Below are 23,966 nucleotides of genomic sequence, written 5' to 3'. Positions count from 1 at the left end.
GCATGCGAGCGGATCTGGACATCATCCAGGAATGGATCGCCCCGGGCAGCCGCGTGCTCGACCTGGGCTGCGGTGACGGCGAGTTGCTGGCCTGGCTGCGCGACAACAAGCAGGTTGCCGGCTACGGCCTGGAAATAGACCCGGACAAGATCGCCCTGTGCATCGAGCGCGGGGTCAACGTGATCGAGCAGAACCTCGACCAGGGCCTGGGCAATTTCGCCAGCGACAGCTTCGACGTGGTGGTCATGACCCAGTCGCTGCAGGCGCTGCACTATCCGGACAAGGTGCTGGCGGAGATGCTGCGCGTCGGCAAGACCTGCATCATCACCTTCCCCAACTTCGGCCACTGGCGCTGCCGCTGGTACCTGACCACCAAGGGCCGCATGCCAGTGTCGGATTTTCTGCCCTACACCTGGTACAACACGCCGAACATCCACTTCTGCACCTTCGAGGATTTCGAGCGCCTGTGCCACGCCCAGGGCGCTCGGGTCGAGGAGCGCCTGGCGGTCGATCGCGACCATCGCCACGGCTGGGCCAGCCGTGTCTGGCCTAATCTATTGGGTGAGATCGGTATCTATCGCATCAGCGGTGCGAACTGAGCCGCCACCTGCCAAGGAGAATCGCCATGAGCCGCATCATTCCCTTCCTGATCGCCCTGTGCCTGGCCCTGCCGGCCGCCGCCGAACGCAAGCAGAGCTTCGGCGACCTCGACGTGCACTACAGCGTGTTCAACTCCAGTTTCCTGCAGCCGGACATCGCCGCCGCCACCGGGCTGACCCGCAGCAAGATCCTGGGCGTGGTCAACGTCGCCGTGCTCAAGGCCGGCAAGGCCAGTACCGCGCAAGTCGGCGGCCAGGTGAAGAACCTGCTCGGCCAGGTCACGCCGCTGAGCTTCAAGCAGGTCAGCGAGGGCGACGCCATCTACTATCTGGCGCAGTTTCCCTTCGCCGAGCGCGAGGTGCTGAGCTTCACCCTCGACGTGCGGCAGGGCGACACCCCGCACAGTTTCAGCTTCAACCAGGAAATGTTCCCGGACCAATGATGCCTTTCACAGAACTGCTGCTGGCCAGCCACAACGCCGGCAAACTCAAGGAACTGCAGGCCATGCTCGGCGACGCCGTGCGCGTGCGCTCGATCGGCGAATTCTCCAGCGTCGAGCCGGAAGAGACCGGCCTGTCGTTCGTCGAGAACGCCATCCTCAAGGCGCGCAACGCCGCGCGTATCTCCGGCCTGCCGGCGCTGGCCGACGACTCCGGTCTGGCGGTGGATTGCCTCGGCGGCGCCCCCGGCATCTACTCGGCGCGCTACGCAGACGGCCAGGGCGATGCGGCGAACAACGCCAAGCTGCTGGAGGCGCTCAAGGACGTGCCGGACGCCGAACGCGGCGCCCAGTTCGTCTGCGCCCTGGCCCTGGTGCGCCACGCCGACGACCCGCTGCCGATCCTCTGCGAGGGCTTGTGGCGTGGCCGCATCCTGCACGCCGCCCGCGGCGAGCACGGCTTCGGCTACGACCCGCTGTTCTGGGTCGAGGAATGCCAGCGTTCGGCCGCCGAACTGCCGGCGGCGGAGAAGAACCGCATCAGCCACCGCGCCCGCGCCATGGCGCTGCTCAAGCAGCGGCTGGGGCTGGCATGAGCGACACCCTCGGTGGGGGCTTCCGACTCCCGCCCCTGGCGCTCTATATCCATATTCCCTGGTGCGTGCGCAAATGCCCCTACTGCGATTTCAACTCCCACGCCGCCGGGCCTAGCCTGCCGGAAGAGGAATATGTCGACGCGCTGCTGGCCGACCTGGATGCCGACCTGCACCACGTGCATGGCCGACCGCTGACTTCGATCTTCTTCGGCGGCGGCACCCCCAGCCTGTTCTCCGCCCGCGCCCTCGGCCGCCTGCTGGAAGGCGTCGAGCGCCGCGTGGCGTTCGCCGGAGACATCGAGATCACCCTGGAGGCCAACCCCGGCACCTTCGAGCAGGCCAAGTTCAAGGGCTACCGGGCGCTCGGGATCAATCGCCTGTCGATCGGCGTGCAGAGCTTCCAGGAGGCCAAGCTCAAGGCCCTGGGGCGCATCCACGACGGCAGTGAAGCGATCCGCGCCGCCGACATGGCGCGCGCCGCCGGCTTCGACAACTTCAATCTCGACCTGATGCACGGCCTGCCGCAGCAGAACCTCGAGGACGCCCTGTTCGATCTGCGCACCGCCATCGCCCAGGCGCCGACCCACCTGTCCTGGTACCAGCTGACCATGGAGCCCAATACGGTGTTCTGGAACCAGCCACCGGTGCTGCCCGAGGACGACCTGCTGTGGGACATCCAGGAGGCCGGCCAGGCCCTGCTCGCCGCCGAAGGCTACGCGCAGTACGAAGTGTCCGCCTACGCCCGGGCGGACAAGCAGGCACGGCACAACCTCAACTACTGGACCTTCGGCGACTTTCTCGGCATCGGCGCCGGCGCCCACGCCAAGCTCAGCGACCCGCACGGGCGTATCGTACGCACCTGGAAGACCCGCCTGCCCAAGGACTATCTGGATGCGGCCAAGGCCTTCCAGGCCGGCGAGCGCGTGCTCGGCGCCGACGAACTGCCGTTCGAATTTCTCATGAACGTGCTGCGCCTCACCGACGGCGTGCCGACGAGCCTGTTCACTGAGCGCACCGGCCTGCCCCTGGCCAGCCTGGACAGCGCACGCCGCGAGGCCGAAGCACGCAAGCTGCTACGCGCCGAGCCCGAGCGGCTATGCGCCACCGCCGAGGGCCAGCTGTTTCTCAACGATTTGCTGCAACACTTCTTGCCCTGATGGCTAAGGACCCCGGATGGATCTCGTACTCGACCTGATCGTCACCCTCTCGCGCTGGAGCCGCAGCCACCTCGGCGACATCTCCCTGGCCATCATGGCCACCCTGCTGGTGCTGTTCGGCCCGGCCATCAACGCCTGGGTCCAGCGCACCATCGGCAACCTCAACTTCGTCCTGCGCACCCTGCTGTTCGTGGTGTTCTGCGCGGTCGGCTACGGACTGGCCATCGTCTTCCTCACCCCCTGGCTGGCCAAGGGCCTGGCGCACTTCAACAACTTCACTCTGGCGCCGGTGCTGATCCTGATCTTCGTGGTGATCGGCATACTGGCCGACCGCAACTGACCGGCACATGAAAAAGCCGCCCGGCGGGCGGCTTTTTCGGTTCTGCCAGCCTCAGTTGCCCTCGCGGCGCAGTGCCTGCGGGGTGAAGTCGCGCGGGCTCAGCTTGGCGTCGAAGTCGTACATCTTCTCGTTGTTGTCCAGGCCGTCGACGAAGTAGCGGCTGCCCTTGAAGTCGTAGATGGTCTCCAGGGTCGAGCCGAACATCGGCACCTCGTAGTAACTGATCGGGTGGGCTTCCTGCAGGCCGATCAGCTCGCCGTGCTTGTCGTACAGGTCGACGGCGAGGATCTGCCAGCTGTCCTCGTCCAGGTAGAAACGGCGCTTGGCGTAGGGATGGCTGAAACCGGTGCGCAGCTGCGCCTCCACCACCCAGACGCGGTGCAGCTCGTAGCGCAGCAGCTCGGGATTGACGTGCTTGGCCTGGAGGATCTCGCCGTAGGCGATGCCCTTCTGGTGCACGGCGTAGCTGTTGTAGGGCACCAGCATCTCGCGCTTGCCCAGCAGCTGCCACTCGTAGCGGTCCGGCGCGCCGTTGTAGGCGTCCACCTGGTCGGCGGTGGCCATGCCGTTGGTGTCCGGCTGCAGGCTATCGTAGGCCAGCATCGGCAGGCGCCGCACACGCCGCTCGCCGCGGTTGAAGCGCCAGGCCTTGCGGATCGCCAGCACCTGATCGAGGGTCTCCTGCACCACCAGGGCCGAGCCGGCCAGCTTGGCCGGCGCCACCACCCGGTACTTGTAGTGGAACAGGGTGTTGTCCAGATCCTGCGGCGCCACGCCGTCGCGACCGTAGACGAAGTAGATGTCGCGCTCGAGCTTGAGCAGGTTGTAGCCGCCGTTGCTGAGCACCGCCGCCTGGTTGGTGGTCATGCCAATCTGCTCGCCGCGGTAGCGCATGATGTGGTTCCAGATCGCTTCCTGGCCGTTCTGCGGCAGCGGGAAGGGCACGCCGGCGGCGGCACCCTGCACGCCGTTACCGCCGGAGATCAGCTCGGCGTTGAGCGCGTTGGCGCGGGTGGCGTCGTAGATGCGCTGCGGCGCGGCGGCGCTGCGGCGGCTCGGGAATACCCGCAGATGGTAGCCGGGGTTCTGCTGCAGCAGCGTCTTGAGCCCCAGTGGTAGCCGTTGCTCGTGCTGCGCCAGGTTCTGACTATCGACCCGGTACAGCATGGCGTCGGCGGCGTAGGGGTCGGGGTGGTGCATGCCCGGCTGGTAGTTGGCCGGTGGCGTGGCCAGGCCACCGCTCCAGGCGGGGATGGTGCCGGCGGCGTTGCCGGCGCGCTCGCCGCCCAGCGGCGTCAGGTCCTGGTCCAGGCGCGCGGCCTGGTGGGCATCGACCTTGGCCTGGGCCTGCAGGGCCAGGGCGCTCAGCAGCAGGATGGAAACCGATCTCAACACAATGCTCTCCTCACGGCGTCACGGCAAAGGCGCCGCTGTTATCCGCGCAGCCTGCGGCCGCGCTTATCGTTGTTGTGCTTTGCGGTGAGGTGCCGTCCTGGCCGTCGGGTGGTCCCGATCTAGTCATGCGTCCTGCCGGTTCTGCCTTATCTCGCTCCAGGTGCACCGGGCACCGGCTCGACCTTCAATCCTGGCGCTGGAACTTCAGATCCCACACGCCATGCCCGAGGCGTTCGCCGCGGCGTTCGAACTTGGTCACCGGGCGCTCCTCGGGACGCGGCACGTAGGTGCCGTCGGGCGACAGGTTGCGATAGCCCGGCGCGGCGCTCATCACCTCGAGCATATGCTCCGCGTAGTTCTGCCAGTCGGTGGCCATGTGCAGCACGCCGCCGATCTTCAGCTTGCTGCGCACCAGCTCGGCGAAGGCCGGCTGGACGATGCGCCGCTTGTGGTGCCGGGCCTTGTGCCAGGGATCGGGGAAGAACAGCAACACGCGGTCCAGGCTGGCATCGGCCACGCAGTCACGCAGCACCTCCAGCGCGTCGCAGCTGTACACCCGGACGTTGCTCAGGTTCTGCGCCATCACGCCGTTGAGCAGGGCGCCGACGCCGGGCTTATGCACCTCGACGCCAATGAAATCCTGCTCGGGCGCGGCAGCGGCCATCTCCAGGGTGGAATGGCCCATGCCGAAGCCGATCTCGAAGGTGCGCGGCGCGCTGCGACCGAACACCTGATCGAAGTCGCGCGGGCCGTCTTCCAGCTCCAGGCCGAACAGCGGCCAGCCCTTGTCCAGGCCGCGCTGCTGGCCCTCGGTCATGCGCCCGGCGCGCATCACGAAGCTCTTGATGGTGCGCAGCCGGCGACCGTCTTCGGTTTGTTCGGGCTGTTGTGTGTCAGTCATGCGGGGCTCTTATAGATTGCTTTACGATTTCGCGAGCTAGAGCCATGCAAGGCAAAAACAGGCGAGGAAGCGGAGTTTACGAGTTGTAAATGAGCATTACTCGCTTCGCTCGCCCCTTCGGGGCCGCACTAAAGTGCGTTAGCCGCAAGCGGCTTTCCGAGCCTGTTTTTAACGCAGCAGGGCCGACGCGCAGCCAATCGTCATCCTTACTTGATCAGACCATCCAGCGGCGACGAGGCGCTGGCATAGAGTTTCTTCGGCATGCGTCCGGCCAGGTAGGCCAGTCGGCCGGCTTCGACCGCGTGCTGCATGGCGCGCGCCATGAGAATCGGATCCTGCGCATGGGCGATGGCGCTGTTCATCAGCACCGCGTCGCAGCCCAGCTCCATGGCGATGGTGGCGTCGGAGGCGGTACCCACCCCGGCATCGACCAGCACCGGCACCTTGGCCTCTTCGAGGATGATGCGCAGGTTGTACGGGTTGCAGATGCCCAGGCCCGAGCCGATCAGGCCGGCCAGCGGCATCACCGCGACGCAGCCCATCTCTGCCAGCTGGCGGGCGATGATCGGGTCGTCGCTGGTGTAGACCATCACGTCGAAACCGTCCTTGACCAGGATCTCGGCGGCCTTGAGGGTCTCGATCACGTTGGGGAACAGGGTCTTCTGGTCGGCCAGCACTTCCAGCTTGACCAGCTTGTGGCCGTCGAGCAGCTCACGGGCCAGACGGCAGGTACGCACGGCGTCGGCGGCATCAAAGCAGCCGGCGGTGTTCGGCAGGATGGTGTACCTGTCGGGGCTGATCACGTCGAGCAGGTTCGGCTCACCCGGGTTCTGGCCGATGTTGGTTCGGCGCACCGCCACGGTAACGATCTCGGCGCCGGACGCGGCGATGGCGTCGCGGGTTTCGTCCATGTCCTTGTACTTGCCGGTGCCGACCAGCAGGCGCGACTGGTAGGTCCGACCGGCCAGGGTAAAGGGCTTGTCGCTGCGAACGTCACTCATGGGCTGACTCCTCGATTGCGGGGCTGGCGGGAAAGCGGCGTACGGCGGCACGCCGGCAAGCGGAAACGCAGGACGAACTAGCCGCCGCCGATGGCGTGCACCACTTCCACGTGGTCGCCCTCGGCGAGCCGGGTGCTGTCGTGCTGGCTGCGTGGAACTATGTCCAGGTTGAGTTCGACCGCCACCCTCCGTCCGGCCAGGTCGAGCCGGGCCAGCAGGTCCGCGACGCTCTGGTTGTCGGGCAGCTCGAAGGGTTCACCATTCAACTGAATGCGCATGACGGCTCGGTCAAAACTGGGGAAAGGGCCGGCATTCTAGCCCGATCGCCAGCCGCGACCAAGGCTAAAAGGCGCCATTCGTCCTCAAATCTGACGCCCGGGTCAGGTCTGTCCTAGGGTGCGCCGTGCGCACCGCTGGACATGGCAGCGACTCACCTGGCCGGCATGACGGCGGCTACGCCAGTTTCCAGGCCGCCAGCCCCAGGCACAGCCAGCCGGCCAGGAAGGCGACGCCACCGAAGGGGGTTACGATGCCGAGCTTGCCGACGCCACTCAGGGCCAACAGGTAGAGGCTGCCGGAGAACAGCAGGATGCCCAGGGCGAAGGCACCGCCAGCCAGGTTGACCAGGCGCCCCGGCGCGTGCAGCGCGAGCAGGCCGACACCGAGCAGGGCCAGGGCATGGATCAGCTGGTAGTGGCTGCCGGTCTGGAACACCGCCAGATGCTCGGGGCTCAGGCGTGCCTTCAGGCCATGGGCAGCGAAGGCGCCGAGGGCGACGCCGGTAAAGCCGGCGAAGGCGGATAGCAGCAACCAGAGACGAGCCATGGAACCTCCATGCATGAGCGGCGATGCCGCGCAGTGTACCCCTTGCCGCCGCGGGGGAAATGCGCGGCGTTGTCACACCAGACCCGGCAGGAGCGAATTTCGGCTCGGGTGCCCTGCTTCTCCCCCCATGCAGTCGTATTCGCGATCCTGGGCGGCATAATCGCGCATAACCGCAACACCGCCCCATTCCCTGCAGCCAGCACGCCAGCCTTGCAGTTTTTTGTGGCCTGCCATCCTTGGCGGCCACCCGCTGGGCCGTCGCAAGCGACGTCAAAAACTTCTCCCGGAAGTTTTTTGCTTTAATGCCCCTCCCATCCGTCATCGCCAGCCGCCCATGCTCCGCTTCCTCATCCGCCGCCTGCTCAAACTCGTGCTCTGGCTGATGCTGGCCAGCGCGCTGCTGGTGCTCGCCCTGCGCTGGCTACCGCCGCCCGGCACGGCGCTGATGGTCGAACGCAAGATCGAGTCCTGGCACGTGGGGCAACCGCTGGAGCTGAAACGCCGGTGGCGGCCCTGGAACGAACTGCCGGACCATCTGAAGATGGCGGTGATCGCCGCCGAGGATCAGAAGTTCGCCGAGCACTGGGGCTTCGATCTCGACGCCATCCGGGCCGCCTTCGCCCACAACCAGAGCGGCGGCTCGCTGCGCGGCGCCAGCACCCTCAGCCAGCAGGTGGCGAAGAACCTGTTTCTCTGGTCCGGTCGCAGCTGGCTGCGCAAGGGGTTGGAAGCCTGGTTCACCGCACTGCTCGAACTGCTCTGGTCCAAGGAGCGGATCCTCGAGGTCTACCTCAACAGCGTCGAATGGGGCGACGGCGTGTTCGGCGCCGAGGCGGCGGCGCAGCACCATTTTGGCGTCGGCGCGCCCTACCTGGATCGCCAGCAGGCCAGTCAGCTGGCGGCCGTGCTACCCAACCCGCTGCGCTGGAGCGCCGCCCGCCCCGACCGTTACGTGGCCCGTCGTGCCGCCTGGATTCGCCAGCAGTCCATCCAGCTGGGCGGCGGCCACTACCTCGACCGACTCGAGCCGGGGCACCCGCACTGGTGGCCGAAATGGTTGTAGCGCTTCGCATGCTGGCGACCGTTGCATAGAGCATCGGTGCGCATGGCCTAGGTGGCCCGGCGACACCCTACGGGCGCGGCGCAAACTCCCGCCCGGGAACGGCGTGCAGCAACTCGACCTTGTCGCCGCGCAGATGCACCGTCAGCCCCCATTGCGGATAGACCCAGGCCTGGCCCTCGGCCAGCTCCAGGGTCAGGCGCGGCTGCCCCAGGCTCGCCGCCAGGCGTTCGGCGGCCAGGCCGGGCGGCGGCTTCAGGCTCAGGCTGCGCACAGCGAAATCCGCCATTTGCCCCGTCAGCGTTTGCCCGAGCGCTCGTTCGGCATCGCCGGCGCGCAAGCCCTGGGCGGCCAGCAGGCTGTCGCCCTGGGCCTCGCTCAGTGCCAGCTCGGCCTCCAGCGCCCAGCTGCCCTCGGCCCCCGCCAGCTCCGCCCGGTGCAGCACCCGCGCGCCATCCAGGCGCGGTTGCAACCAAAGCTCGCCAGGCGCCAGCGCCTGCACCTGGCGCAGCGCCAGACGATCATCCGCCAGGGGCTGCAGCAGGACGTCGCGCCACCGCGGCAGATCGGCCACCGGCGTCACCTCGCCACTGCGCATCAGCCAGGCGCCCCAGGCGAAGAAAAGCGCGGCGACTGCGCCGAACAGCAGCCAGTGCTGCATTTTCAGGGGGGCTCTGGTCATCGGGTGTTTTCTCCGGGCAGAAAAAAGCCGCACCCGGGTGCGGCTTTTCCTATGAGCGCGGGCTCAGGCGGCAATGGAGCCCTTGAGCTTGTTCATGGCGTTCTTCTCGAGCTGACGAATGCGCTCGGCGGAGACGTTGTACTTGGCGGCCAGGTCGTGCAGGGTCGCCTTCTCCTCGGCCAGCCAGCGCTGGTAGAGGATGTCGCGGCTGCGCTCGTCCAGGCTTTCCAGCGCTTCGTGCAGGTTGCTGCTGGAGCTGTCGCTCCAGTCGGCGTCCTCCAGCTGGCGGGCCGGGTCGTAGCGATGGTCTTCCAGATAGTGCGCCGGTGACTGGAAGGCGCTGTCGTCGTCGGCGTCGGCCGCCGGGTCGAAGGCCATGTCCTGACCGGTCAGCCGGCTTTCCATCTCGCGCACTTCATGCGGCTCGACGCCCAGGCTCTCGGCCATGGCTTCGACTTCGTCGTTGTTCAGCCAGGCCAGACGCTTCTTCTGGCTGCGCAGGTTGAAGAACAGCTTGCGTTGCGCCTTGGTGGTGGCCACCTTGACGATGCGCCAGTTCTTCAGGATGAACTCGTGGATCTCGGCGCGGATCCAGTGCACGGCGAAGGACACCAGGCGCACGCCCATTTCCGGGTTGAAGCGCTTGACCGCCTTCATCAGGCCGACGTTGCCTTCCTGGATCAGGTCGGCCTGGGCCAGGCCGTAGCCGGCGTAGCTGCGGGCGATATGCACGACGAAACGCAGGTGGGCCAGCACCATCTGCCGGGCGGCCTCGAGATCCTGCTGGTAGTAGAGACTCTCGGCCAGTTCACGCTCCTGCTCCGGCGTCAGCAGCGGGATGCTGTTGACCGCATGCACGTAAGCCTCCAGGTTGGCGCCTGGAACCAGAGCATGAACAGGTTGCAAGGAAGTGGACATTCGAATCCTCCGATTCACGAAACTCGCGCAGTGTAGCACTGCGCCATCTGACGCGGACCCTGTGGATAAGTTCCGTTACAGATAGTCGATATCAACGAAAACAATGGTTTATCACCGCGGCGCCAATTCGTTGAGATGCCGCGCCACGGCCAGCCAGGCGCCAATATAGCCCAACAATACGGCACCGAGCAGCAGCGACAGACCATCGGACGACGGCACGCCGCCGAGGGCGAAATCGCTGCCATACAAACCCGACAACCGTATCACTGCGTCGTTCAGCCAATCCAGCCCGAAGGCCAGCAACAGCCAGGCGAATATCCCGGCGCCGCTGCCGTACAAGGCGCCCATGTAGAGGAAAGGCCGGCGCACGTAGCCGTCGGTGCCGCCGACCAGCTTGATCACCTCGATCTCGGCGCGGCGATTCTCGATATGCAGGCGGATGGTGTTGCCGATCACCAGCAGCAGGGCGAGGATCAGCAACAGGCTGAGGCCGAAGACGAAGCGGTCGCCCAGCTTGAGGATCGCCGTCAGACGCTCGACCCAGATCAGGTCGAGCTGCGCCTGCTGCACCTGCGGCAGCTCGGCCAGGCGTTGGCGCAGGGCTTCCAGCTTGGCCTTGTCGACCTCCACCGGGGTCACCAGGATCACCCCCGGCAGCGGGTTCTCCGGCAGTTCCTTGAGCGCCTCGCCGAGACCGGAGAGCTGCTGGAACTCCTCCAGCGCCTGTTCGCGACTGATCCATTCGACCTCGGCGACATCGTCCATCGCCGCGATCCGTTCGCGCAGGGTCTGGCCTTCACGCTCGCCGGCGGACAAGTCGAGGAACAGGGATATCTGCGCCGCGCGCTGCCAGGAACCGCCGAGTTTCTCGACATTGTCCAGCAGCAGCGCCAGGCCCATGGGCAGGCTCAACGCCACGGCCATCACCAAACAGGTGAAGAAGCTGCCGATGGGCTGGCGGGCCAGCCGGCGCAGGCTGTCGACCAGGCTGGCGCGATGGCTTTCCAGCCAGGCATGCAGCAGGGTGCGAAAGTCCGGACCGTCTTCCGGCAACTGGTCGCTGACCTTGTTGCGCGGCGCGGCGCCGACCCGTTCGGCCGGCTGCGGTGGCGGCATCTTCGACGCGCTCATCAGGCGGCCTCCCCGTCGCCGATCAGGCGACCGCGTTGCAGGGTGAGCATGCGGTGACGCATGCGGGCGATCAGCGCCAGGTCGTGACTGGCGATCAGCACGGTGGTGCCGAGGCGGTTGATGTCCTCGAACACGCCCATGATCTCCGCGGCCAGGCGCGGGTCGAGGTTGCCGGTGGGCTCGTCCGCCAGCAGCAGGGCCGGGCGATGGACGATGGCGCGGGCGATGCCGACGCGCTGCTGCTGGCCGGTGGACAGATCGCCCGGCGCCTGCGCCGCCTTGTCGCTGAGGCTGACCCGCTCCAGCGCGGCGCCGACCCGCTTGGCGATCTCCGGCTTGGCCAGACCGAGGATCTGCAGCGGCAGGGCGACGTTGTCGTACACGGTGCGGTCGAACAGCAGCTGGTGATTCTGGAACACCACGCCGATCTGCCGACGCAGGAAGGGAATCTGCGCATTGGTGATGGTGGAGAGGTCATGCCCGGCCAGCATCAGCTTGCCGCTGGTCGGCCGCTCCATCGCCAGCAGCAGGCGCAGCAAGGTGCTCTTGCCGGCGCCGGAATGCCCGGTGACGAAGAGAAATTCGCCGGGGCGAACGCGGAAACTCAGCTCGTGCAGCCCGACATGGCCATTGGCATAACGCTTGGCGACCTGCTCGAATCGGATCATCCCTGCTCGCGCTCCTCGAAAAGTGCCTGGATGAAGGCCTGCGCCTGGAACGGGCGCAGGTCGTCGATGCCCTCGCCGACGCCGATGTAGCGGATCGGCAGGCCGAACTGCTTGGCCAGGGCGAAGATCACCCCGCCCTTGGCGGTGCCGTCCAGCTTGGTCAGCGCCAGGCCGGTGAGGCTCACCGTCTGGTCGAACTGCTTGGCCTGGTTGATGGCGTTCTGCCCGGTGCCGGCGTCGAGCACCAGCAGCACCTCGTGCGGCGCCGTGTCGTCCAGCTTGCCGATCACCCGACGGACCTTCCTCAGCTCTTCCATCAGGTTGTCCTTGGTGTGCAGGCGCCCGGCGGTGTCGGCGATCAGCACGTCGATGCCGCGCGACTTGGCGGCCTGCACCGCATCGAAGATCACCGAGGCCGAGTCGGCGCCGGTGTGCTGGGCGATCACCGCGATCTGGTTGCGCTCGCCCCAGACCTGCAGCTGCTCCACGGCGGCGGCGCGGAAGGTGTCGCCGGCGGCGAGCATGACCTTCTTGCCTTCGAGTTGCAGCTTCTTGGCCAGCTTGCCGATGGTGGTGGTCTTGCCCACACCGTTCACCCCGACCACGAGGATCACGTAGGGCTGCTTGGCGGCGTCGATCACCAGCGGTTGCTCGACCGGCTTGAGCAGGCCGACCAGTTCTTCCTGCAGCGCCTTGTACAGCGCGCCGCTGTCGGCCAGCTCCTTGCGCGCCACGCGGCGGGTCAGGTTGCCGATGATCGCGGTGGTGGCCTCGACGCCGACGTCGGCGGTGAGCAGGCGGGTTTCCAGCTCGTCGAGCAGGTCGTCGTCGATGGCCTTCCTGCCGAGGAACAGACTGGCCATGCCCTCGCCGAGGCTGGCGCTGGTCTTGGACAGGCCCTGCTTGAGGCGGGCGAAGAAGCTGGGCTTGTCCTGGGTGGCCGGCAGTACGGCGGCGACGGGCGCTTCGTCGACCGGGGCAACAGGCGCGACCACGGCTTCAGGGGGGCGAGGCGGCTCGGCAGTCGGCGGCACGGCGGCGTTGTCGCCGCCTAGCAGGCGCGAGAAGAACCCGGGCTTGTCGTCGGCGCGCGGCGCAGGGGCTGCGTCGGCCGCCGCTTCGTCGATGGCGGCGGGCTGCGCAGGCAGGCTGGGCGCAGTTTCGACAGGCACCGGTTCGGCCGGCGCTTGCGGCGCCGCTTCGGCGACCGGCAGCGGCGCGGGCTCGGCCGCAGGCAACGCGGGAACCTGCGATTCGATGGCGAGCGACTCGATGCTCGGCGGCGAAACCGCCTGCGCCTCGCTCGCCTGCGCGTCGGCGGCAGGCGCGGCGGGCTCGGCCGGCTTCTTGCGCAGCCAGCCGAACAGGGATTTCTTTTCTTCGGTCACAGGCGGGTTCTGCGCGCCGGCCGCGGCCGGCGACTTCTTGTCGTCGTTGGAACCAAACATGGGTCGCTTGCATCTCAAGGGGGCGGTCTTACAGCCTGAAACGCCCGGCTGCGCCGCCCCGGAAAAGGATGGGGTATCCTAGCACCTCTTCGCCCGCCGGCGGTACGACCGCCCAGGCCATCCGACAGGTCAGACTCTCGATGAATGCCATTGCCCGCCGCTCGATCGGCCTGCTGCTCAGTGTGCTCTGCGTTCCGCTGACAGCCCTCGCCGCCGCTCCGCAACCGACCCACGAATTCAGCCTGGACAACGGCCTCAAGGTCATCGTCCGCGAGGATCACCGCGCCCCGGTGGTGGTCAGCCAGCTCTGGTACAAGGTTGGCTCCAGCTACGAGACGCCCGGCTCCACCGGTCTGTCCCACGCCCTCGAGCACATGATGTTCAAGGGCAGCCGCAAGCTCGGCCCCGGCGAGGCCTCGCGCATCCTGCGCGAACTGGGCGCCGAGGAGAACGCCTTCACCAGCGACGACTACACCGCCTACTACCAGGTGCTGGCGCGCGACCGCCTGGGCGTGGCCCTGGAGCTGGAGGCCGACCGCCTGGCCAGCCTGCGGTTGCCGGCGGACGAATTCGCCCGCGAGATAGAGGTAATCAAGGAAGAGCGCCGCCTGCGCACCGACGACCGCCCCTCCTCGCTGGCTTTCGAGCGCTTCAAGGCCATGGCCTACCCGGCCAGCGGCTACGCCATCCCCACCATTGGCTGGATGGCCGACCTCGAGCGCATGCGGATCGACGAGCTGCGTGCCTGGTACGAGTACTGGTACGCGCCGAACAATGCCACCCTGGTGGTGGTCGGCGACGTCGCTCCGGCCGAGGTGAAGGCGCTGGCCGAGCGTTATTTCGGCGCCATCGAGCGCCGCGAGGTGCCCGAGGCCAAGCTGCCGCTGGAGCTGCCGGCCGCCGGCGAGCGGCGCACCACCCTGTATCTGAAGACCCAACTGCCGAGCCTGCTGATGGGCTTCAACGTGCCCGGCCTGGCCACCGCCGAGACGCCGCGCCAGGCACACGCCCTACGGCTGGTCGCGGCCCTGCTCGACGGCGGTTACAGTGCGCGGCTGCCCAACCGCCTGGAGCGTGGCGAGGAACTGGTCTCCGGCGCCAGCGCCTGGTACAACGCCTTCACCCGCGGCGACAGCCTGTTCGTCCTCAGCGCCACGCCCAACGTGCACAAGGGCAAGACCCTGGAGCAGGCCGAGGCCGGCCTGTGGCGTGAACTGGAGAAGCTGAAGCAGACCCCGCCGTCCGCCGAGGAACTGGCCCGGGTGCGCGCCCAGGTGATCGCCGGGCTGGTCTACGAGCGTGACTCCATCACCAGCCAGGCCACCAGCATCGGCCAGCTGGAAACCGTCGGCCTGTCCTGGCAATTGATCGACCAGGAGCTGGCCGAGCTGGAAGCCGTCACCCCTGCGGACATCCAGCAGGCGGCCCGCACCTTCTTCGTCCGCGACCGCCTGAGCGTCGCCCATGTACTGCCCGAGGAATCCCGCCATGAAGACTGAGCACCTGCGTTTCGGCCTGCTCGGCCTGGCGCTGTCCAGCGCTCTGGCGCTGACCGCCTGCAGCACGCTGCCCGGCCCCGCAGCGAGCGAACCCGGCGCCAAGCTGCAGTCGCTCGCCGAATTGAACGGCCAGGCGCCGAGCCGGCGCAGCCTGGATATCCAGACCTGGCACACCGCGCAAGGCGCCAAGGTGCTGTTCGTCCCGGCGCGCGAGCTGCCGATGTTCGACCTGCGCCTGACCTTCGCCGCCGGCAGCAGCCAGGACGACGGCGTGCCCGGCCTGGCCACCCTGACCAATGCCATGCTCAACGAAGGCGTGCCGGGCAAGGATGTCGGCGCCATCGCCGCCGGCTTCGAGGGCCTCGGCGCCGAGTTCGGCAACGGCGCCTACCGCGACATGGCGGTGGCCAGCCTGCGCAGCCTGAGCGCGAAAGAGCAACGCGAGCCGGCGCTGGCGCTGTTCGCCGAGGTGCTCGGCCAACCCACCTTCCCCGAAGATGCCCTGGCGCGGATCAAGAACCAGCTGCTGGCCGGCTTCGAATACCAGAAGCAGAACCCCGGCAAGCTGGCCAGCCTGGAACTGTTCCAGCGCCTGTACGGCGAACACCCCTACGCCCACCCGAGCGACGGCAACGCCGAGTCCATCCCGGCGATCGGGCGCGAGCAGCTGGTGGCCTTCCACGCCCGCGCCTATGCCGCCGGCAATGCGGTGATCGCCCTGGTCGGCGACCTGTCGCGCGAGCAGGCCGAGGCCATCGCCGCGCAAGTCTCCGCCGCCCTGCCACAGGGTCCGGCGCTGCCGCGCATCGCCCAGCCGCAGCCGCCTGCGCCCGGCCCGAGCCATATCGAGTTCCCGTCCAACCAGACCCATCTGATGCTCGCCCAGCTCGGCATCGACCGCCGCGACCCGGACTACGCCGCGCTCTACCTGGGCAACCAGATCTTCGGCGGCGGCGGCTTCGGCACCCGCCTGATGAGCGAGGTGCGCGAGAAACGCGGGCTGACCTACGGTGTCTACTCCGGCTTCAGCGCCATGCAGGCGCGCGGCCCGTTCACCATCAACCTGCAGACCCGCGCCGAGCTCAGCGAAGGCACTCTCGCACTGGTCAAGCAGCTGCTCGCCGCCTACCTGCGTGACGGCCCGACCCAGGACGAACTGGACAACGCCAAGCGCGAGCTGGCCGGCAGCTTCCCGCTGTCGACCGCGAGCAACGCCGATATCGTCGGCCAACTGGCGTCGATGGGTTTCTACGACCTGCCGCTGAGCTATCTGGACGACTTTATGCGCGACGTCCAGGCCCTGACGACGGAACAGGTGCATGCAGCCATGGCCAAGCATCTCGACCCCGAAGCCCTGGTGGTGGTGACGGCCGGTCCGAGCGTGGAGCAGCAGGAACTGCCGCCGCCCAGCGACAAGCCGGCCGAGCAGCCCAGCGCGGTGCCGCACTGATGCGCGGCCGCACGCCGCCCAAGCCCGCCGCCAAACCCCATGGCGGCCAGGGCCAGCTGCGCATCATCGGTGGCCAGTGGCGCTCGCGGCGCTTCGCCTTCCCCGACGGCCCGGGCCTGCGCCCCACCCCGGACCGGGTGCGTGAGACCCTGTTCAACTGGCTGGCGCCTTATGTCGAGGGCGCCCATGTGCTCGACCCCTTCGCCGGCAGCGGCGCGCTGCTGCTCGAGGCGCTGTCGCGCGGCGCCGCCAGCGGCCTGGCCTGCGACCTCAACCCGGCCTCGGTCGCCGCGCTGCGCGGCCATCTGGCGACGCTGCAATGCACGGCCGGCGAGGTACAACAGGGCGACGCCCTGCAGTTGCTGGCGCGCCCGGCGCCGCGCCGCTTCGATATCGTCCTGCTCGATCCACCGTTCCATCAGGATCTGCTGCAGAGCGCCTGCGGCCTGCTGGAAAGCCAGGGCTGGCTGGCCGACGATGCCTGGGTCTATACCGAAAGCGAGAGCGCGCCCTCGACCCTCGGCCTGCCCGGCAACTGGCGCCTGCACCGCGAGAAGCACACCGGCCAGGTGCATTACGCGCTGTGGCAGCGCAGTGCACAGTGACCTGCCGAACGTAGGGTGGATGTCGCTGTTTACATCCACCATGATCGCGTGAGCGGTGGATGGGTGAAGCGTCAGCTACGCGCCCCGATCCACCCTACAGGACATCTTCATGACCCCCTTCCAACCCGCCTGGTGGCTGCCCGGCCCGCATCTGCAAACGCTGTGGAACCCCTTCTGCCGCAAGCCGCCGACGCTTGCGCGCCAGCGCGAACGGCTGTGGCTGGACGACGGCGACTTCCTCGACCTCGACTGGCACGGCCCACATGAGCCCCAGGCGCCGCTGGTGCTGGTGCTGCACGGCCTGACCGGCAGTTCCAGCTCGCTCTACGTGCTCGGCCTGCAGCAGGCCCTGGCCGCGCGCGGCTGGGCCAGCGTGGCGCTGAACTGGCGCGGCTGCTCCGGCGAGCCCAACCTGCTGCCGCGCGGCTACCACTCCGGCGCCAGCGAGGATCTGGCCGCCGTCGTCACCCACCTGCGCGCGCAACGCCCCATGGCGCCGCTGTATGCGGTGGGCTACTCGCTGGGCGGCAACGTGCTGCTCAAGTACCTCGGCGAGAGCGGCGCGCAGAGCCAGCTGCAGGCGGCCGTGGCGGTGTCGGTGCCGTTTCGCCTGGACCAGTGCGCGGACCGCATCGGCCTGGGCTTCTCGCGGGTCTACCAGGCGCACTTCATGCGCGAGATGGTCGCCTACGTGCAGGGCAAGCAGCGCCTGTTCAGCGAACAGGGCCAGGCGGAACGCCTGTCGGTGCTGGAACGCCTCGGCCCGTTGGACGGCCTGCGCACCTTCTGGGACTTCGACGGCCGCATCACCGCGCCGCTGCATGGCTACGCGGACGCCCAGGACTACTACCGGCGCGCCTCCAGCCGCTTCTACCTCGGCGCAATCCGCACGCCGACCTTGATCATCCAGGCCGCGGACGATCCCTTCATCTTCCGCCACAGCCTGCCCGAGGCCGGCGAGCTGGCGCCCGGCACCGAGTTCGAACTGCACGCACGCGGCGGCCATGTCGGTTTCGTCGAGGGCAGTCCGCGGCGGCCTGGGTATTACCTGGAGCGGCGGATTCCCGAGTGGTTGGCAGCACTGGGCGCCTGATCTGCCCTAGCCCGGATGCAATCCGGGCTAGGGGGATCGCCGCGGAGCCAAGCAGATCACCCCAACACCTGCTCCAGCGGCACATGCAGGCGGCCGTACAGCGCTTCGACCGCCTCGCGCGCGGATGGGGCGATGTAGCCGCCCTCCAGCGCCAGCACCTGGTAGATGCCGCGGCGCAGCATGTCCTGGCTGAGGTTGTCCGGGCTGGCGCCGGCGGTGCAGAGAAAGCGCACCCAGGAGGTCATGATGATCCAGGCATTGAGCGTCAGCGCCTCGATCTGCGCCGGGCTCATCAGCAGGATGTCGGCCTCGACGAAGCCCTGGTAGATCGCCTGGGCGCCCACCAGGCAGCGGCGGGCGAAGGCGCGGTAGCGCCCAGCCAGCTCGGCGTCGGCCTCCAGCAGGTGTTCGAGGTCGCGGTGCAGGAAGCGGTAGTGCCACATCGCCGCCAGCAGCGCCTCCAGGTAGAAGGTCTTGTCGTCCACCGTCAGCGCGCGGCCCTCGGGCCGGCGCAGAAAGCCGTCGACCTGCGCCTCGTACTGGGCGAACAGCTCGGCGATGATCGCCTGCTTGTTGCGGAAGTGGTAGTACAGGTTGCCCGGCGAAATCCCCAGGTGCGCGGCGATATGGTTGGTGGTAACGCTGCGCTCGCCCTGGCTGTTGAACAGCTCCAGGCTGGCTTGAACGATGCGCTCGCGGGTCTTGGGTGGCGCCATGGCGCGGCTCGGTCTCGTGAAGGGAAAGCGGCAAAGGTACAGCGAGAAACGCCGCGGGTGTTACCTCTCGCACACAGGCCGGCCAGCGGCTGACCTTTGGTTAGGCTGCGACAAGGGCCACGGGACGGCATGCTATTTGACACATTAGAGCAATTGCTCTAAAAATCCAGCTCAGTCGAATCGCGGCGCACACCGCCGCCCAGCTGGAACGTCGAGGAGAAGCCCCATGGTCGCCGACATCGCCTACCTGCAGCACAACCAACAGCAGATCGACCAGCTGGACAGCACCTTCGCCCTGCAGCGTGCGGCCTTTGCCGCCAACCCCATGCCTTCGGCCGAACAGCGCAGCCAGTGGCTCAAGTCTCTGAGCGAACTGCTGACCCAGCAGCAGGGCGCACTGATTGCCGCGATTTCCCAGGATTTCAGCAACCGTTCGGCCGACGAGACCCTGCTCGCCGAGCTGATGCCCAGCCTGCACGGCATCCACTACGCGACCAAGCGCATCAAGAAATGGATGAAGCCGTCGCGGCGCAGCGTCGGCCTGCAGTTCATGCCCGCTGCGGCCAAGGTCATCTACCAGCCGCTGGGCGTAGTCGGCATCATCGTGCCGTGGAACTACCCGGTGTTTCTCGCCATCGGCCCGCTGGTTGGCGCGCTGGCGGCCGGCAACCGGGTGATGATCAAGATGAGCGAGTCCACCCCGGCCACCTCGCAGCTGGTCAAGGACCTGCTGGCGCGCATCTTCCCCGAGGACCTGGTCAGCGTTGCCCTGGGCGAGGCGGAAGTCGGCATGGCCTTCTCCAAGCTGCCGTTCGACCACCTGCTGTTCACCGGCGCCACCAGCATCGGCCGGCACGTGATGCGCGCCGCCGCCGAGAACCTGACCCCGGTGACCCTGGAGCTGGGCGGCAAGTCGCCGGTTATCGTTTCCGCCGACGTGCCGCTGGAGCACGCCGCCGAGCGCATCGCCTTCGGCAAGACCCTCAACGCCGGGCAGACCTGCGTGGCGCCGGACTACGTGCTGGTGCCGAGGGACCGGGTGGAGGGCTTTGTCGCCGCCTACCGCGAGGCGGTGCGGCGCTTCTACCCGACGCTTGCGGACAACCCGGACTACACCGCGATCATCAACGAGCGCCAGCTGGCCCGCCTGACCGGCTACCTGCAGGACGCCCAGGCCAAGGGCGCGCGCATCGTCCCTATCTACCCCGAAGCCCAGGGCCGGCGCCTGCCGCAGAGCCTGGTGCTGGACGTCAACGACGACATGAAGCTGATGCAGGACGAGATCTTCGGCCCGCTGCTGCCGGTGGTGCCCTACGAGCGTATTGAAGATGCCTTCGCCTACGTCAACGCGCGGCCCCGGCCGCTGGCGCTGTACTACTTCGGCTACGACAGACGCGAGCAACAGCGCGTGCTGCACGAGACCCATTCCGGCGGCGTATGCCTGAACGACACGTTGCTGCACGTGGCCCAGGACGACATGCCGTTCGGCGGCATCGGCCCCTCCGGCATGGGTCATTACCACGGTCACGAAGGCTTCCTGACCTTTAGCAAGGCCAAGGGCGTGTTCATCAAGCAGCGCTTCAACGCCGCGCGGCTGATCTACCCGCCCTATGGCAAGGCGATCCAGAAGCTGGTCTACAAGCTGTTCGTACGCTGAACAACGCGGGCAGCGCCCGTTTTACGCCTGGTGACAACAACAATGAACGACACCACCCTGAACGCGCCGCAACTGTCGCGGCGCAATCTGCTCAAGGTCGGCCTGCTGGGCACGGCGCTGCTCGGCACTGCCGGGCTGACCGCCACCCTCAGCGGCTGCTCGGCCAGCACGCCAGCCAATGGCTACCTGATCCTGCGCAGCAGCGACCTGCCCTTTCTGCGCGCACTGATCCCGGTGATGCTCGACGGCGCCGTCAGTGCCGAGCAGATGCCGCAGGCCATCGACGGCACGCTGAAGAGCCTCGACACCAGCCTGGCGCACCTGTCGCCGGAGATGCGGGGGCTCACCGTGCAACTGTTCGACGCGCTCGCCCTGCCCATCACCCGCGGCCCGCTGACCGGGGTGTGGGTCAGCTGGGACAAGGCCGGTGGCGACGACGTGCGGCAGTTCCTCACGCGCTGGCAGAACAGCAGCCTGAGCCTGCTGCGCATGGGCCACGCCTCGCTGCTGCAGCTGGTGATGATGGCCTGGTACAGCCGGCCGGAGTCCTGGGCCCATTGCGGCTACCCGGGGCCGCCGACCGTCTGAACTTAGCCAACCTCCACTATCAGCATGAGGCCTCTGAAACCGTAGCGAGCGGTTCGAGTGCAAGGAAGGCTCGCAGCACGTGACGAGGCTGTACTGAAGTACGCCGAGTAACGGGCGAGAACCTGACGCCGCAATCGGATCGCGCAGTAGGTTTCAGTGACTCCGAGGAAAAACAATGCCCGTACCCGATCTGTTCAAGCAAGGCCTGGCCAGGGGCTGGAAGACATACGACGGTTCGCGTCTGGAACATGACCTGACCCTGGAGGCCGATGTCGCCATCGTCGGCAGCGGCGCCGGTGGCGGCACCACCGCGGAGATCCTCAGCGCCGCCGGCTACAAGGTGCTGCTGATCGAGGAAGGCCCACTGAAGACCAGCGACGATTTCAGGATGCAGGAGGCCGAGGCCTACCCGACCCTCTATCAGGAGGGCATCGGCCGCATGAGCAAGGATGGCGCCATCACCATCCTCCAGGGCCGCGCCGTCGGCGGTACCACCCTGGTCAACTGGACCAGCAGCTTCCGCACCCCGCCGCAGACCCTGGCGCACTGGGCCGAGGTGCACGGGGTGCAGGACCATGACGTCGAGTCCATGGCGCCCTGGTTCGAGAAGATGGAACAGCGCCTGGGCGTGGCGCCCTGGGCGGTGCCACCGAATGCCAACAACGAGGTGATCCGCAGCGGCTGCGAAAAACTCGGCTACCACTGGGCGGTGATTCCGCGCAACGTGCGCGGCTGCTGGAACCTCGGCTACTGCGGCATGGGCTGCCCGACCAACGCCAAGCAGTCGATGCTGGTCACCACCATCCCCACCACCCTGGATGCTGGCGGCGAGCTGCTCTACCTGGCGCGCGCCGACAAGCTGCTGATCGAAGGCGACCAGGTGGTCAGCCTCGACTGCCAGGGCATGGACGAACGCTGCGTGGCGCCCACCGGCAAGCGCATTCGGGTCAAGGCACGGCATTACGTGCTGGCCGGCGGCGGCATCAACACCCCGGGCATCCTGCTACGCTCCAACGCGCCCGATCCGCACCAGCGTGTCGGCCGGCGCACCTACCTGCACCTGGTGAACTTCTCCGCCGCCAGCTTCGAGCAGAAGATCAATCCCTTCTACGGCGCGCCGCAGTCCATCTACTCCGACCACTTCCAGTGGGACGACGGTACCGCCGGACGCCTTTCCTACAAGCTGGAGGTGCCGCCGCTGCACCCGGCGCTGACCGCCACCCTGCTCGGCGACTTCGGCCACGAGAACGCCCTACGCCTGGAGCAGTTGCCGCACACCAACCTGATGCTCGCCCTGCTGCGCGACGGCTTCCACGAAGGCAGCGCCGAGGGCCGGGTGGAGCTGCGCGGCGACGGCAGCCCGGTGCTCGACTACCGGATGACCGACTACAGCTGGGACGGCGTGCGCCGCGCCTTCCTCAGCATGGCCGAGATCCAATTCGCCGCCGGCGCCAAAGCCGTGATGCCGCTGCACGCCGACGCCGGCTACGTGAAGAGCTGGAGCGCGGCCAGGAAGATGATCGAGAACCTCGACCTGGCGCTGTACCGCACCCGCCTGGGCAGCGCCCACGTGATGGGCGGCTGCGCCATGGGCGAGGATCCACAGCAGGCCGTGGTCGACAGCCTCGGCCGGCATCACCAGCTGGCCAACCTGTCGATCCACGACGGCTCGCTGTTTCCCACCAGCATCGGCGCCAACCCGCAGCTGTCGATCTACGGCCTCACCGCCAAGCTCGCCACGCTGCTGGCCGAGCGGCTGAAGACCTGAGGTGAGCAAGCTGATCGGCTTTCTGCTGCTGGTGGCGGGGGTCATCCACCTGCTGCCGCTGGCCGGCGTTATGGGCGGCGAACGCCTCAATGCGCTGTACGGCATCGCCCTGGACGAGCCCAACCTGCAGATCCTCATGCGCCACCGCGCCGTGCTGTTCGGCCTGCTCGGCGCCCTGCTGGTCGCCGCGGCGTTCGTCCCGACGCTACGCGGCGCGGCCCTGGTCGGTGGGCTGGTCAGCGTGCTCGCCTTTCTCCTGCTGGCATGCAGCGCCCCCGTCTACAACGAGGCTTTGCGTCGAGTGGTGGTCGCCGACTGGATCGCCCTGGCCTGCCTGGTGCCAGCACTCGCCCTGCACCTGCGCAACAGCTGAACCGTCGTCACGCTTGGCCCTGAGGGAAACGCTGCGCTACCATCCGACTCCCTTTCGACCCGCCAGGACGTCCCGATGAATCGAGTGTTATACCCCGGCACCTTCGACCCCATCACCCGGGGCCATGGCGATCTGGTCGAGCGCGCCTCGCGGCTGTTCGATCACGTCATCATCGCCGTCGCCGCCAGCCCGAAGAAGAACCCGCTGTTCCCCCTGGAACAACGCGTGGAGCTGGCCCGCGAGGTCACCAAGCATCTGCCCAACGTCGAAGTGATGGGGTTTTCCACCCTGCTTGCGCACTTCGCCAAGGAACAGGGCGCCAACGTGCTGCTGCGCGGCCTGCGCGCGGTGTCGGACTTCGAGTACGAGTTCCAGTTGGCCAACATGAACCGCCAACTGGCGCCGGACGTGGAAAGCCTGTTCCTCACCCCGTCGGAGAAATACTCCTTCATCTCCTCGACCCTGGTGCGCGAGATCGCGGCGCTCGGCGGCGACATTTCCAAGTTCGTCCACCCGGTGGTGGCCGACGCCCTCAGCCAGCGCTTTCACCAGCGCTAAGCGGCAACCGGCACGTCCAAGGGCGCGCCGGCAGCGGGCCCTTGCGTGCGCAGCGCCCCTGCGCTGCCGGAGCGCATGGCGCGCATCCCGGCAATCCGGCACAATTCGCCTACCGTTGTCTGATAGTGTCGCGGCCCCGCCTCGACAGGAGTTGTTCCATGTCCCTGATCATCACCGACGACTGCATCAACTGCGACGTCTGCGAACCCGAGTGCCCCAACGGCGCCATCTCCCAGGGCGAGGAGATCTACGTGATCGATCCCAACCTGTGCACCGAGTGCGTCGGCCACTACGACGAGCCGCAGTGCCAGCAGGTCTGCCCGGTGGACTGCATCCCCCTCGATCCGAACAACGTCGAGAGCAAGGACGAACTGATGCAGAAGTACCGGATCATCACCGGCAAGGCCTGACGGCCACACCGCCGAGGCCCGCCCCGACACGCTGGACGGGCCTCTCGCCGCGCAGCGCCGGCAAGACCACCGCGCCCCGCCGCTACCC

The 23,966-nt window shown here is 67.6% G+C and carries 27 protein-coding genes; 16 read left to right on the top strand and 11 right to left on the bottom strand.

Annotated features, from left to right (window positions below):
- Positions 1 to 2: 2 nt before the first annotated feature.
- The 5 genes from metW to ACUTAF_RS23065 are packed head-to-tail and all read left to right on the top strand — an operon-like array spanning position 3 to position 3,132.
- Entirely contained in the window at positions 3 to 599 is a 597-nt protein-coding gene (gene metW / locus ACUTAF_RS23085) for a methionine biosynthesis protein MetW (RefSeq protein ID WP_445582151.1), read from the top strand.
- A 26-nt stretch (positions 600 to 625) separates the two neighbouring features.
- Positions 626 to 1,042 carry a DUF4426 domain-containing protein gene (locus tag ACUTAF_RS23080; RefSeq protein ID WP_445582150.1) on the top strand — a complete coding sequence of 139 codons (417 nt, stop codon included), beginning with the start codon at positions 626 to 628 and terminating at the stop codon, positions 1,040 to 1,042.
- Positions 1,039 to 1,635, top strand: coding sequence for an RdgB/HAM1 family non-canonical purine NTP pyrophosphatase (gene rdgB / locus ACUTAF_RS23075; RefSeq protein WP_445582149.1), 597 nt, complete (start codon positions 1,039 to 1,041; stop codon positions 1,633 to 1,635). Before ACUTAF_RS23080 ends, rdgB begins: the two co-directional genes overlap by 4 nt.
- Positions 1,632 to 2,792, top strand: coding sequence for a radical SAM family heme chaperone HemW (hemW, locus tag ACUTAF_RS23070; RefSeq protein WP_445582148.1), 1,161 nt, complete (start codon positions 1,632 to 1,634; stop codon positions 2,790 to 2,792). The genes rdgB and hemW overlap by 4 nt, the downstream gene beginning before the upstream one ends.
- Positions 2,793 to 2,808: 16 nt before the next feature.
- Positions 2,809 to 3,132: a DUF3392 domain-containing protein gene (locus tag ACUTAF_RS23065; RefSeq protein ID WP_021442006.1), complete on the top strand. Its 324-nt coding sequence runs from the start codon at positions 2,809 to 2,811 to the stop codon at positions 3,130 to 3,132.
- 51 nt (positions 3,133 to 3,183) lie between these two features.
- On the opposite strand, the gene ACUTAF_RS23060 is transcribed toward ACUTAF_RS23065, so the two are convergent.
- From ACUTAF_RS23060 to ACUTAF_RS23040, 5 genes are all read right to left on the bottom strand, one after another.
- Positions 3,184 to 4,527: a DUF1329 domain-containing protein gene (locus ACUTAF_RS23060; RefSeq protein WP_445582147.1), complete on the bottom strand. Its 1,344-nt coding sequence runs from the start codon at positions 4,525 to 4,527 to the stop codon at positions 3,184 to 3,186.
- Positions 4,528 to 4,711: 184 nt separating this feature from the next.
- Positions 4,712 to 5,383 carry a tRNA (guanosine(46)-N7)-methyltransferase TrmB gene (gene trmB, locus ACUTAF_RS23055; protein ID WP_445582498.1) on the bottom strand — a complete coding sequence of 224 codons (672 nt, stop codon included), beginning with the start codon at positions 5,381 to 5,383 and terminating at the stop codon, positions 4,712 to 4,714.
- 251 nt (positions 5,384 to 5,634) lie between these two features.
- Positions 5,635 to 6,429 carry a thiazole synthase gene (locus tag ACUTAF_RS23050; protein WP_445582146.1) on the bottom strand — a complete coding sequence of 265 codons (795 nt, stop codon included), beginning with the start codon at positions 6,427 to 6,429 and terminating at the stop codon, positions 5,635 to 5,637.
- Between the two features lie 77 nt (positions 6,430 to 6,506).
- Positions 6,507 to 6,707 (bottom strand): sulfur carrier protein ThiS, encoded by a 201-nt coding sequence (gene thiS / locus ACUTAF_RS23045; RefSeq protein ID WP_445582145.1) that lies wholly within the window; start codon positions 6,705 to 6,707, stop codon positions 6,507 to 6,509.
- 175 nt (positions 6,708 to 6,882) lie between these two features.
- Entirely contained in the window at positions 6,883 to 7,254 is a 372-nt protein-coding gene (locus ACUTAF_RS23040) for a DUF423 domain-containing protein (RefSeq protein WP_445582144.1), read from the bottom strand.
- 334 nt (positions 7,255 to 7,588) lie between these two features.
- Here ACUTAF_RS23040 and mtgA point away from each other — a divergent pair, with 334 nt between their 5' ends.
- A complete protein-coding gene (gene mtgA, locus ACUTAF_RS23035) occupies positions 7,589 to 8,317 on the top strand; it encodes a monofunctional biosynthetic peptidoglycan transglycosylase (RefSeq protein ID WP_445582143.1) in 729 nt (242 codons plus the stop codon).
- Positions 8,318 to 8,384: 67 nt separating this feature from the next.
- Here mtgA and ACUTAF_RS23030 read toward each other — a convergent pair whose 3' ends face one another.
- The 5 genes from ACUTAF_RS23030 to ftsY form a co-directional block, all read right to left on the bottom strand.
- Positions 8,385 to 8,996 (bottom strand): hypothetical protein, encoded by a 612-nt coding sequence (locus ACUTAF_RS23030; protein ID WP_445582142.1) that lies wholly within the window; start codon positions 8,994 to 8,996, stop codon positions 8,385 to 8,387.
- A gap of 63 nt (positions 8,997 to 9,059) precedes the next feature.
- Positions 9,060 to 9,914 (bottom strand): RNA polymerase sigma factor RpoH, encoded by an 855-nt coding sequence (rpoH, locus tag ACUTAF_RS23025; RefSeq protein ID WP_445582141.1) that lies wholly within the window; start codon positions 9,912 to 9,914, stop codon positions 9,060 to 9,062.
- A gap of 111 nt (positions 9,915 to 10,025) precedes the next feature.
- Positions 10,026 to 11,045 carry a permease-like cell division protein FtsX gene (gene ftsX, locus ACUTAF_RS23020; RefSeq protein WP_445582140.1) on the bottom strand — a complete coding sequence of 340 codons (1,020 nt, stop codon included), beginning with the start codon at positions 11,043 to 11,045 and terminating at the stop codon, positions 10,026 to 10,028.
- Entirely contained in the window at positions 11,045 to 11,713 is a 669-nt protein-coding gene (ftsE, locus tag ACUTAF_RS23015; RefSeq protein ID WP_021444353.1) for a cell division ATP-binding protein FtsE, read from the bottom strand. The genes ftsX and ftsE overlap by 1 nt, the downstream gene beginning before the upstream one ends.
- On the bottom strand, positions 11,710 to 13,161 hold the full coding sequence (ftsY, locus tag ACUTAF_RS23010; RefSeq protein WP_445582139.1) for a signal recognition particle-docking protein FtsY: 1,452 nt from the start codon (positions 13,159 to 13,161) through the stop codon (positions 11,710 to 11,712). The genes ftsE and ftsY overlap by 4 nt, the downstream gene beginning before the upstream one ends.
- 140 nt (positions 13,162 to 13,301) lie before the next feature.
- Between ftsY and ACUTAF_RS23005 the strand changes: the two genes are divergently transcribed.
- The 4 genes from ACUTAF_RS23005 (at position 13,302) to ACUTAF_RS22990 (ending at position 17,808) form a co-directional block, all read left to right on the top strand.
- On the top strand, positions 13,302 to 14,660 hold the full coding sequence (locus ACUTAF_RS23005) for a M16 family metallopeptidase (protein WP_445582138.1): 1,359 nt from the start codon (positions 13,302 to 13,304) through the stop codon (positions 14,658 to 14,660).
- Positions 14,650 to 16,110, top strand: a complete 1,461-nt coding sequence (locus ACUTAF_RS23000) for a M16 family metallopeptidase (protein ID WP_445582137.1) — start codon at positions 14,650 to 14,652, stop codon at positions 16,108 to 16,110. Before ACUTAF_RS23005 ends, ACUTAF_RS23000 begins: the two co-directional genes overlap by 11 nt.
- Positions 16,110 to 16,715 carry a 16S rRNA (guanine(966)-N(2))-methyltransferase RsmD gene (gene rsmD, locus ACUTAF_RS22995; protein WP_445582136.1) on the top strand — a complete coding sequence of 202 codons (606 nt, stop codon included), beginning with the start codon at positions 16,110 to 16,112 and terminating at the stop codon, positions 16,713 to 16,715. Before ACUTAF_RS23000 ends, rsmD begins: the two co-directional genes overlap by 1 nt.
- Before the next feature lie 109 nt (positions 16,716 to 16,824).
- The gene (locus ACUTAF_RS22990) at positions 16,825 to 17,808 is read left to right on the top strand and encodes a hydrolase (RefSeq protein ID WP_445582135.1); all 984 of its coding nucleotides are present in this window, start codon (positions 16,825 to 16,827) and stop codon (positions 17,806 to 17,808) included.
- A gap of 56 nt (positions 17,809 to 17,864) precedes the next feature.
- On the opposite strand, the gene ACUTAF_RS22985 is transcribed toward ACUTAF_RS22990, so the two are convergent.
- Positions 17,865 to 18,524 (bottom strand): TetR/AcrR family transcriptional regulator, encoded by a 660-nt coding sequence (locus ACUTAF_RS22985; RefSeq protein ID WP_445582134.1) that lies wholly within the window; start codon positions 18,522 to 18,524, stop codon positions 17,865 to 17,867.
- Positions 18,525 to 18,750: 226 nt separating this feature from the next.
- On the opposite strand from ACUTAF_RS22985, the gene ACUTAF_RS22980 reads away from it, so the two are divergent.
- From ACUTAF_RS22980 to ACUTAF_RS22955, 6 genes are all read left to right on the top strand, one after another.
- Entirely contained in the window at positions 18,751 to 20,181 is a 1,431-nt protein-coding gene (locus tag ACUTAF_RS22980; protein ID WP_445582133.1) for a coniferyl aldehyde dehydrogenase, read from the top strand.
- 42 nt (positions 20,182 to 20,223) lie between these two features.
- On the top strand, positions 20,224 to 20,769 hold the full coding sequence (locus tag ACUTAF_RS22975; protein WP_445582132.1) for a twin-arginine translocation pathway signal protein: 546 nt from the start codon (positions 20,224 to 20,226) through the stop codon (positions 20,767 to 20,769).
- Positions 20,770 to 20,944: 175 nt separating this feature from the next.
- Complete coding sequence (locus ACUTAF_RS22970; RefSeq protein WP_445582131.1) at positions 20,945 to 22,537, top strand: GMC family oxidoreductase; 1,593 nt, start codon at positions 20,945 to 20,947, stop codon at positions 22,535 to 22,537.
- 1 nt (position 22,538) lies between these two features.
- The gene (locus tag ACUTAF_RS22965) at positions 22,539 to 22,910 is read left to right on the top strand and encodes a phosphopantetheine adenylyltransferase (protein ID WP_445582130.1); all 372 of its coding nucleotides are present in this window, start codon (positions 22,539 to 22,541) and stop codon (positions 22,908 to 22,910) included.
- A gap of 75 nt (positions 22,911 to 22,985) precedes the next feature.
- The gene (gene coaD / locus ACUTAF_RS22960; RefSeq protein ID WP_445582129.1) at positions 22,986 to 23,468 is read left to right on the top strand and encodes a pantetheine-phosphate adenylyltransferase; all 483 of its coding nucleotides are present in this window, start codon (positions 22,986 to 22,988) and stop codon (positions 23,466 to 23,468) included.
- 158 nt (positions 23,469 to 23,626) lie between these two features.
- Positions 23,627 to 23,878 carry a YfhL family 4Fe-4S dicluster ferredoxin gene (locus ACUTAF_RS22955; protein ID WP_445582128.1) on the top strand — a complete coding sequence of 84 codons (252 nt, stop codon included), beginning with the start codon at positions 23,627 to 23,629 and terminating at the stop codon, positions 23,876 to 23,878.
- Positions 23,879 to 23,966: the final 88 nt, after the last annotated feature.

The sequence above is a fragment of the Pseudomonas sp. SP16.1 genome (genome assembly GCF_052682975.1).
This window is presented reverse-complemented; position numbering and strand designations above follow the sequence as displayed.

Excerpts from the sequence above, each read along its gene's own strand:
- ACUTAF_RS23000 (WP_445582137.1), top strand. The coding sequence starts at position 14,650 with ATGAAGACTGAGCACCTGCGTTTCGGCCTGCTCGGCCTGGCGCTGTCC.
- ACUTAF_RS23080 (WP_445582150.1), top strand. The coding sequence starts at position 626 with ATGAGCCGCATCATTCCCTTCCTGATCGCCCTGTGCCTGGCCCTGCCG.
- rpoH (WP_445582141.1), bottom strand. The coding sequence starts at position 9,914 with ATGTCCACTTCCTTGCAACCTGTTCATGCTCTGGTTCCAGGCGCCAAC.
- ACUTAF_RS23030 (WP_445582142.1), bottom strand. The coding sequence starts at position 8,996 with ATGACCAGAGCCCCCCTGAAAATGCAGCACTGGCTGCTGTTCGGCGCA.
- ACUTAF_RS22985 (WP_445582134.1), bottom strand. The coding sequence starts at position 18,524 with ATGGCGCCACCCAAGACCCGCGAGCGCATCGTTCAAGCCAGCCTGGAG.
- ACUTAF_RS23050 (WP_445582146.1), bottom strand. The coding sequence starts at position 6,429 with ATGAGTGACGTTCGCAGCGACAAGCCCTTTACCCTGGCCGGTCGGACC.
- ACUTAF_RS22975 (WP_445582132.1), top strand. The coding sequence starts at position 20,224 with ATGAACGACACCACCCTGAACGCGCCGCAACTGTCGCGGCGCAATCTG.
- mtgA (WP_445582143.1), top strand. The coding sequence starts at position 7,589 with ATGCTCCGCTTCCTCATCCGCCGCCTGCTCAAACTCGTGCTCTGGCTG.
- ACUTAF_RS23065 (WP_021442006.1), top strand. The coding sequence starts at position 2,809 with ATGGATCTCGTACTCGACCTGATCGTCACCCTCTCGCGCTGGAGCCGC.
- ftsX (WP_445582140.1), bottom strand. The coding sequence starts at position 11,045 with ATGAGCGCGTCGAAGATGCCGCCACCGCAGCCGGCCGAACGGGTCGGC.
- ACUTAF_RS22980 (WP_445582133.1), top strand. The coding sequence starts at position 18,751 with ATGGTCGCCGACATCGCCTACCTGCAGCACAACCAACAGCAGATCGAC.
- thiS (WP_445582145.1), bottom strand. The coding sequence starts at position 6,707 with ATGCGCATTCAGTTGAATGGTGAACCCTTCGAGCTGCCCGACAACCAG.
- rdgB (WP_445582149.1), top strand. The coding sequence starts at position 1,039 with ATGATGCCTTTCACAGAACTGCTGCTGGCCAGCCACAACGCCGGCAAA.
- coaD (WP_445582129.1), top strand. The coding sequence starts at position 22,986 with ATGAATCGAGTGTTATACCCCGGCACCTTCGACCCCATCACCCGGGGC.
- ACUTAF_RS22990 (WP_445582135.1), top strand. The coding sequence starts at position 16,825 with ATGACCCCCTTCCAACCCGCCTGGTGGCTGCCCGGCCCGCATCTGCAA.
- ftsY (WP_445582139.1), bottom strand. The coding sequence starts at position 13,161 with ATGTTTGGTTCCAACGACGACAAGAAGTCGCCGGCCGCGGCCGGCGCG.
- hemW (WP_445582148.1), top strand. The coding sequence starts at position 1,632 with ATGAGCGACACCCTCGGTGGGGGCTTCCGACTCCCGCCCCTGGCGCTC.
- ACUTAF_RS22955 (WP_445582128.1), top strand. The coding sequence starts at position 23,627 with ATGTCCCTGATCATCACCGACGACTGCATCAACTGCGACGTCTGCGAA.
- ACUTAF_RS22970 (WP_445582131.1), top strand. The coding sequence starts at position 20,945 with ATGCCCGTACCCGATCTGTTCAAGCAAGGCCTGGCCAGGGGCTGGAAG.
- metW (WP_445582151.1), top strand. The coding sequence starts at position 3 with ATGCGAGCGGATCTGGACATCATCCAGGAATGGATCGCCCCGGGCAGC.
- ACUTAF_RS23040 (WP_445582144.1), bottom strand. The coding sequence starts at position 7,254 with ATGGCTCGTCTCTGGTTGCTGCTATCCGCCTTCGCCGGCTTTACCGGC.
- ftsE (WP_021444353.1), bottom strand. The coding sequence starts at position 11,713 with ATGATCCGATTCGAGCAGGTCGCCAAGCGTTATGCCAATGGCCATGTC.
- ACUTAF_RS23005 (WP_445582138.1), top strand. The coding sequence starts at position 13,302 with ATGAATGCCATTGCCCGCCGCTCGATCGGCCTGCTGCTCAGTGTGCTC.
- rsmD (WP_445582136.1), top strand. The coding sequence starts at position 16,110 with ATGCGCGGCCGCACGCCGCCCAAGCCCGCCGCCAAACCCCATGGCGGC.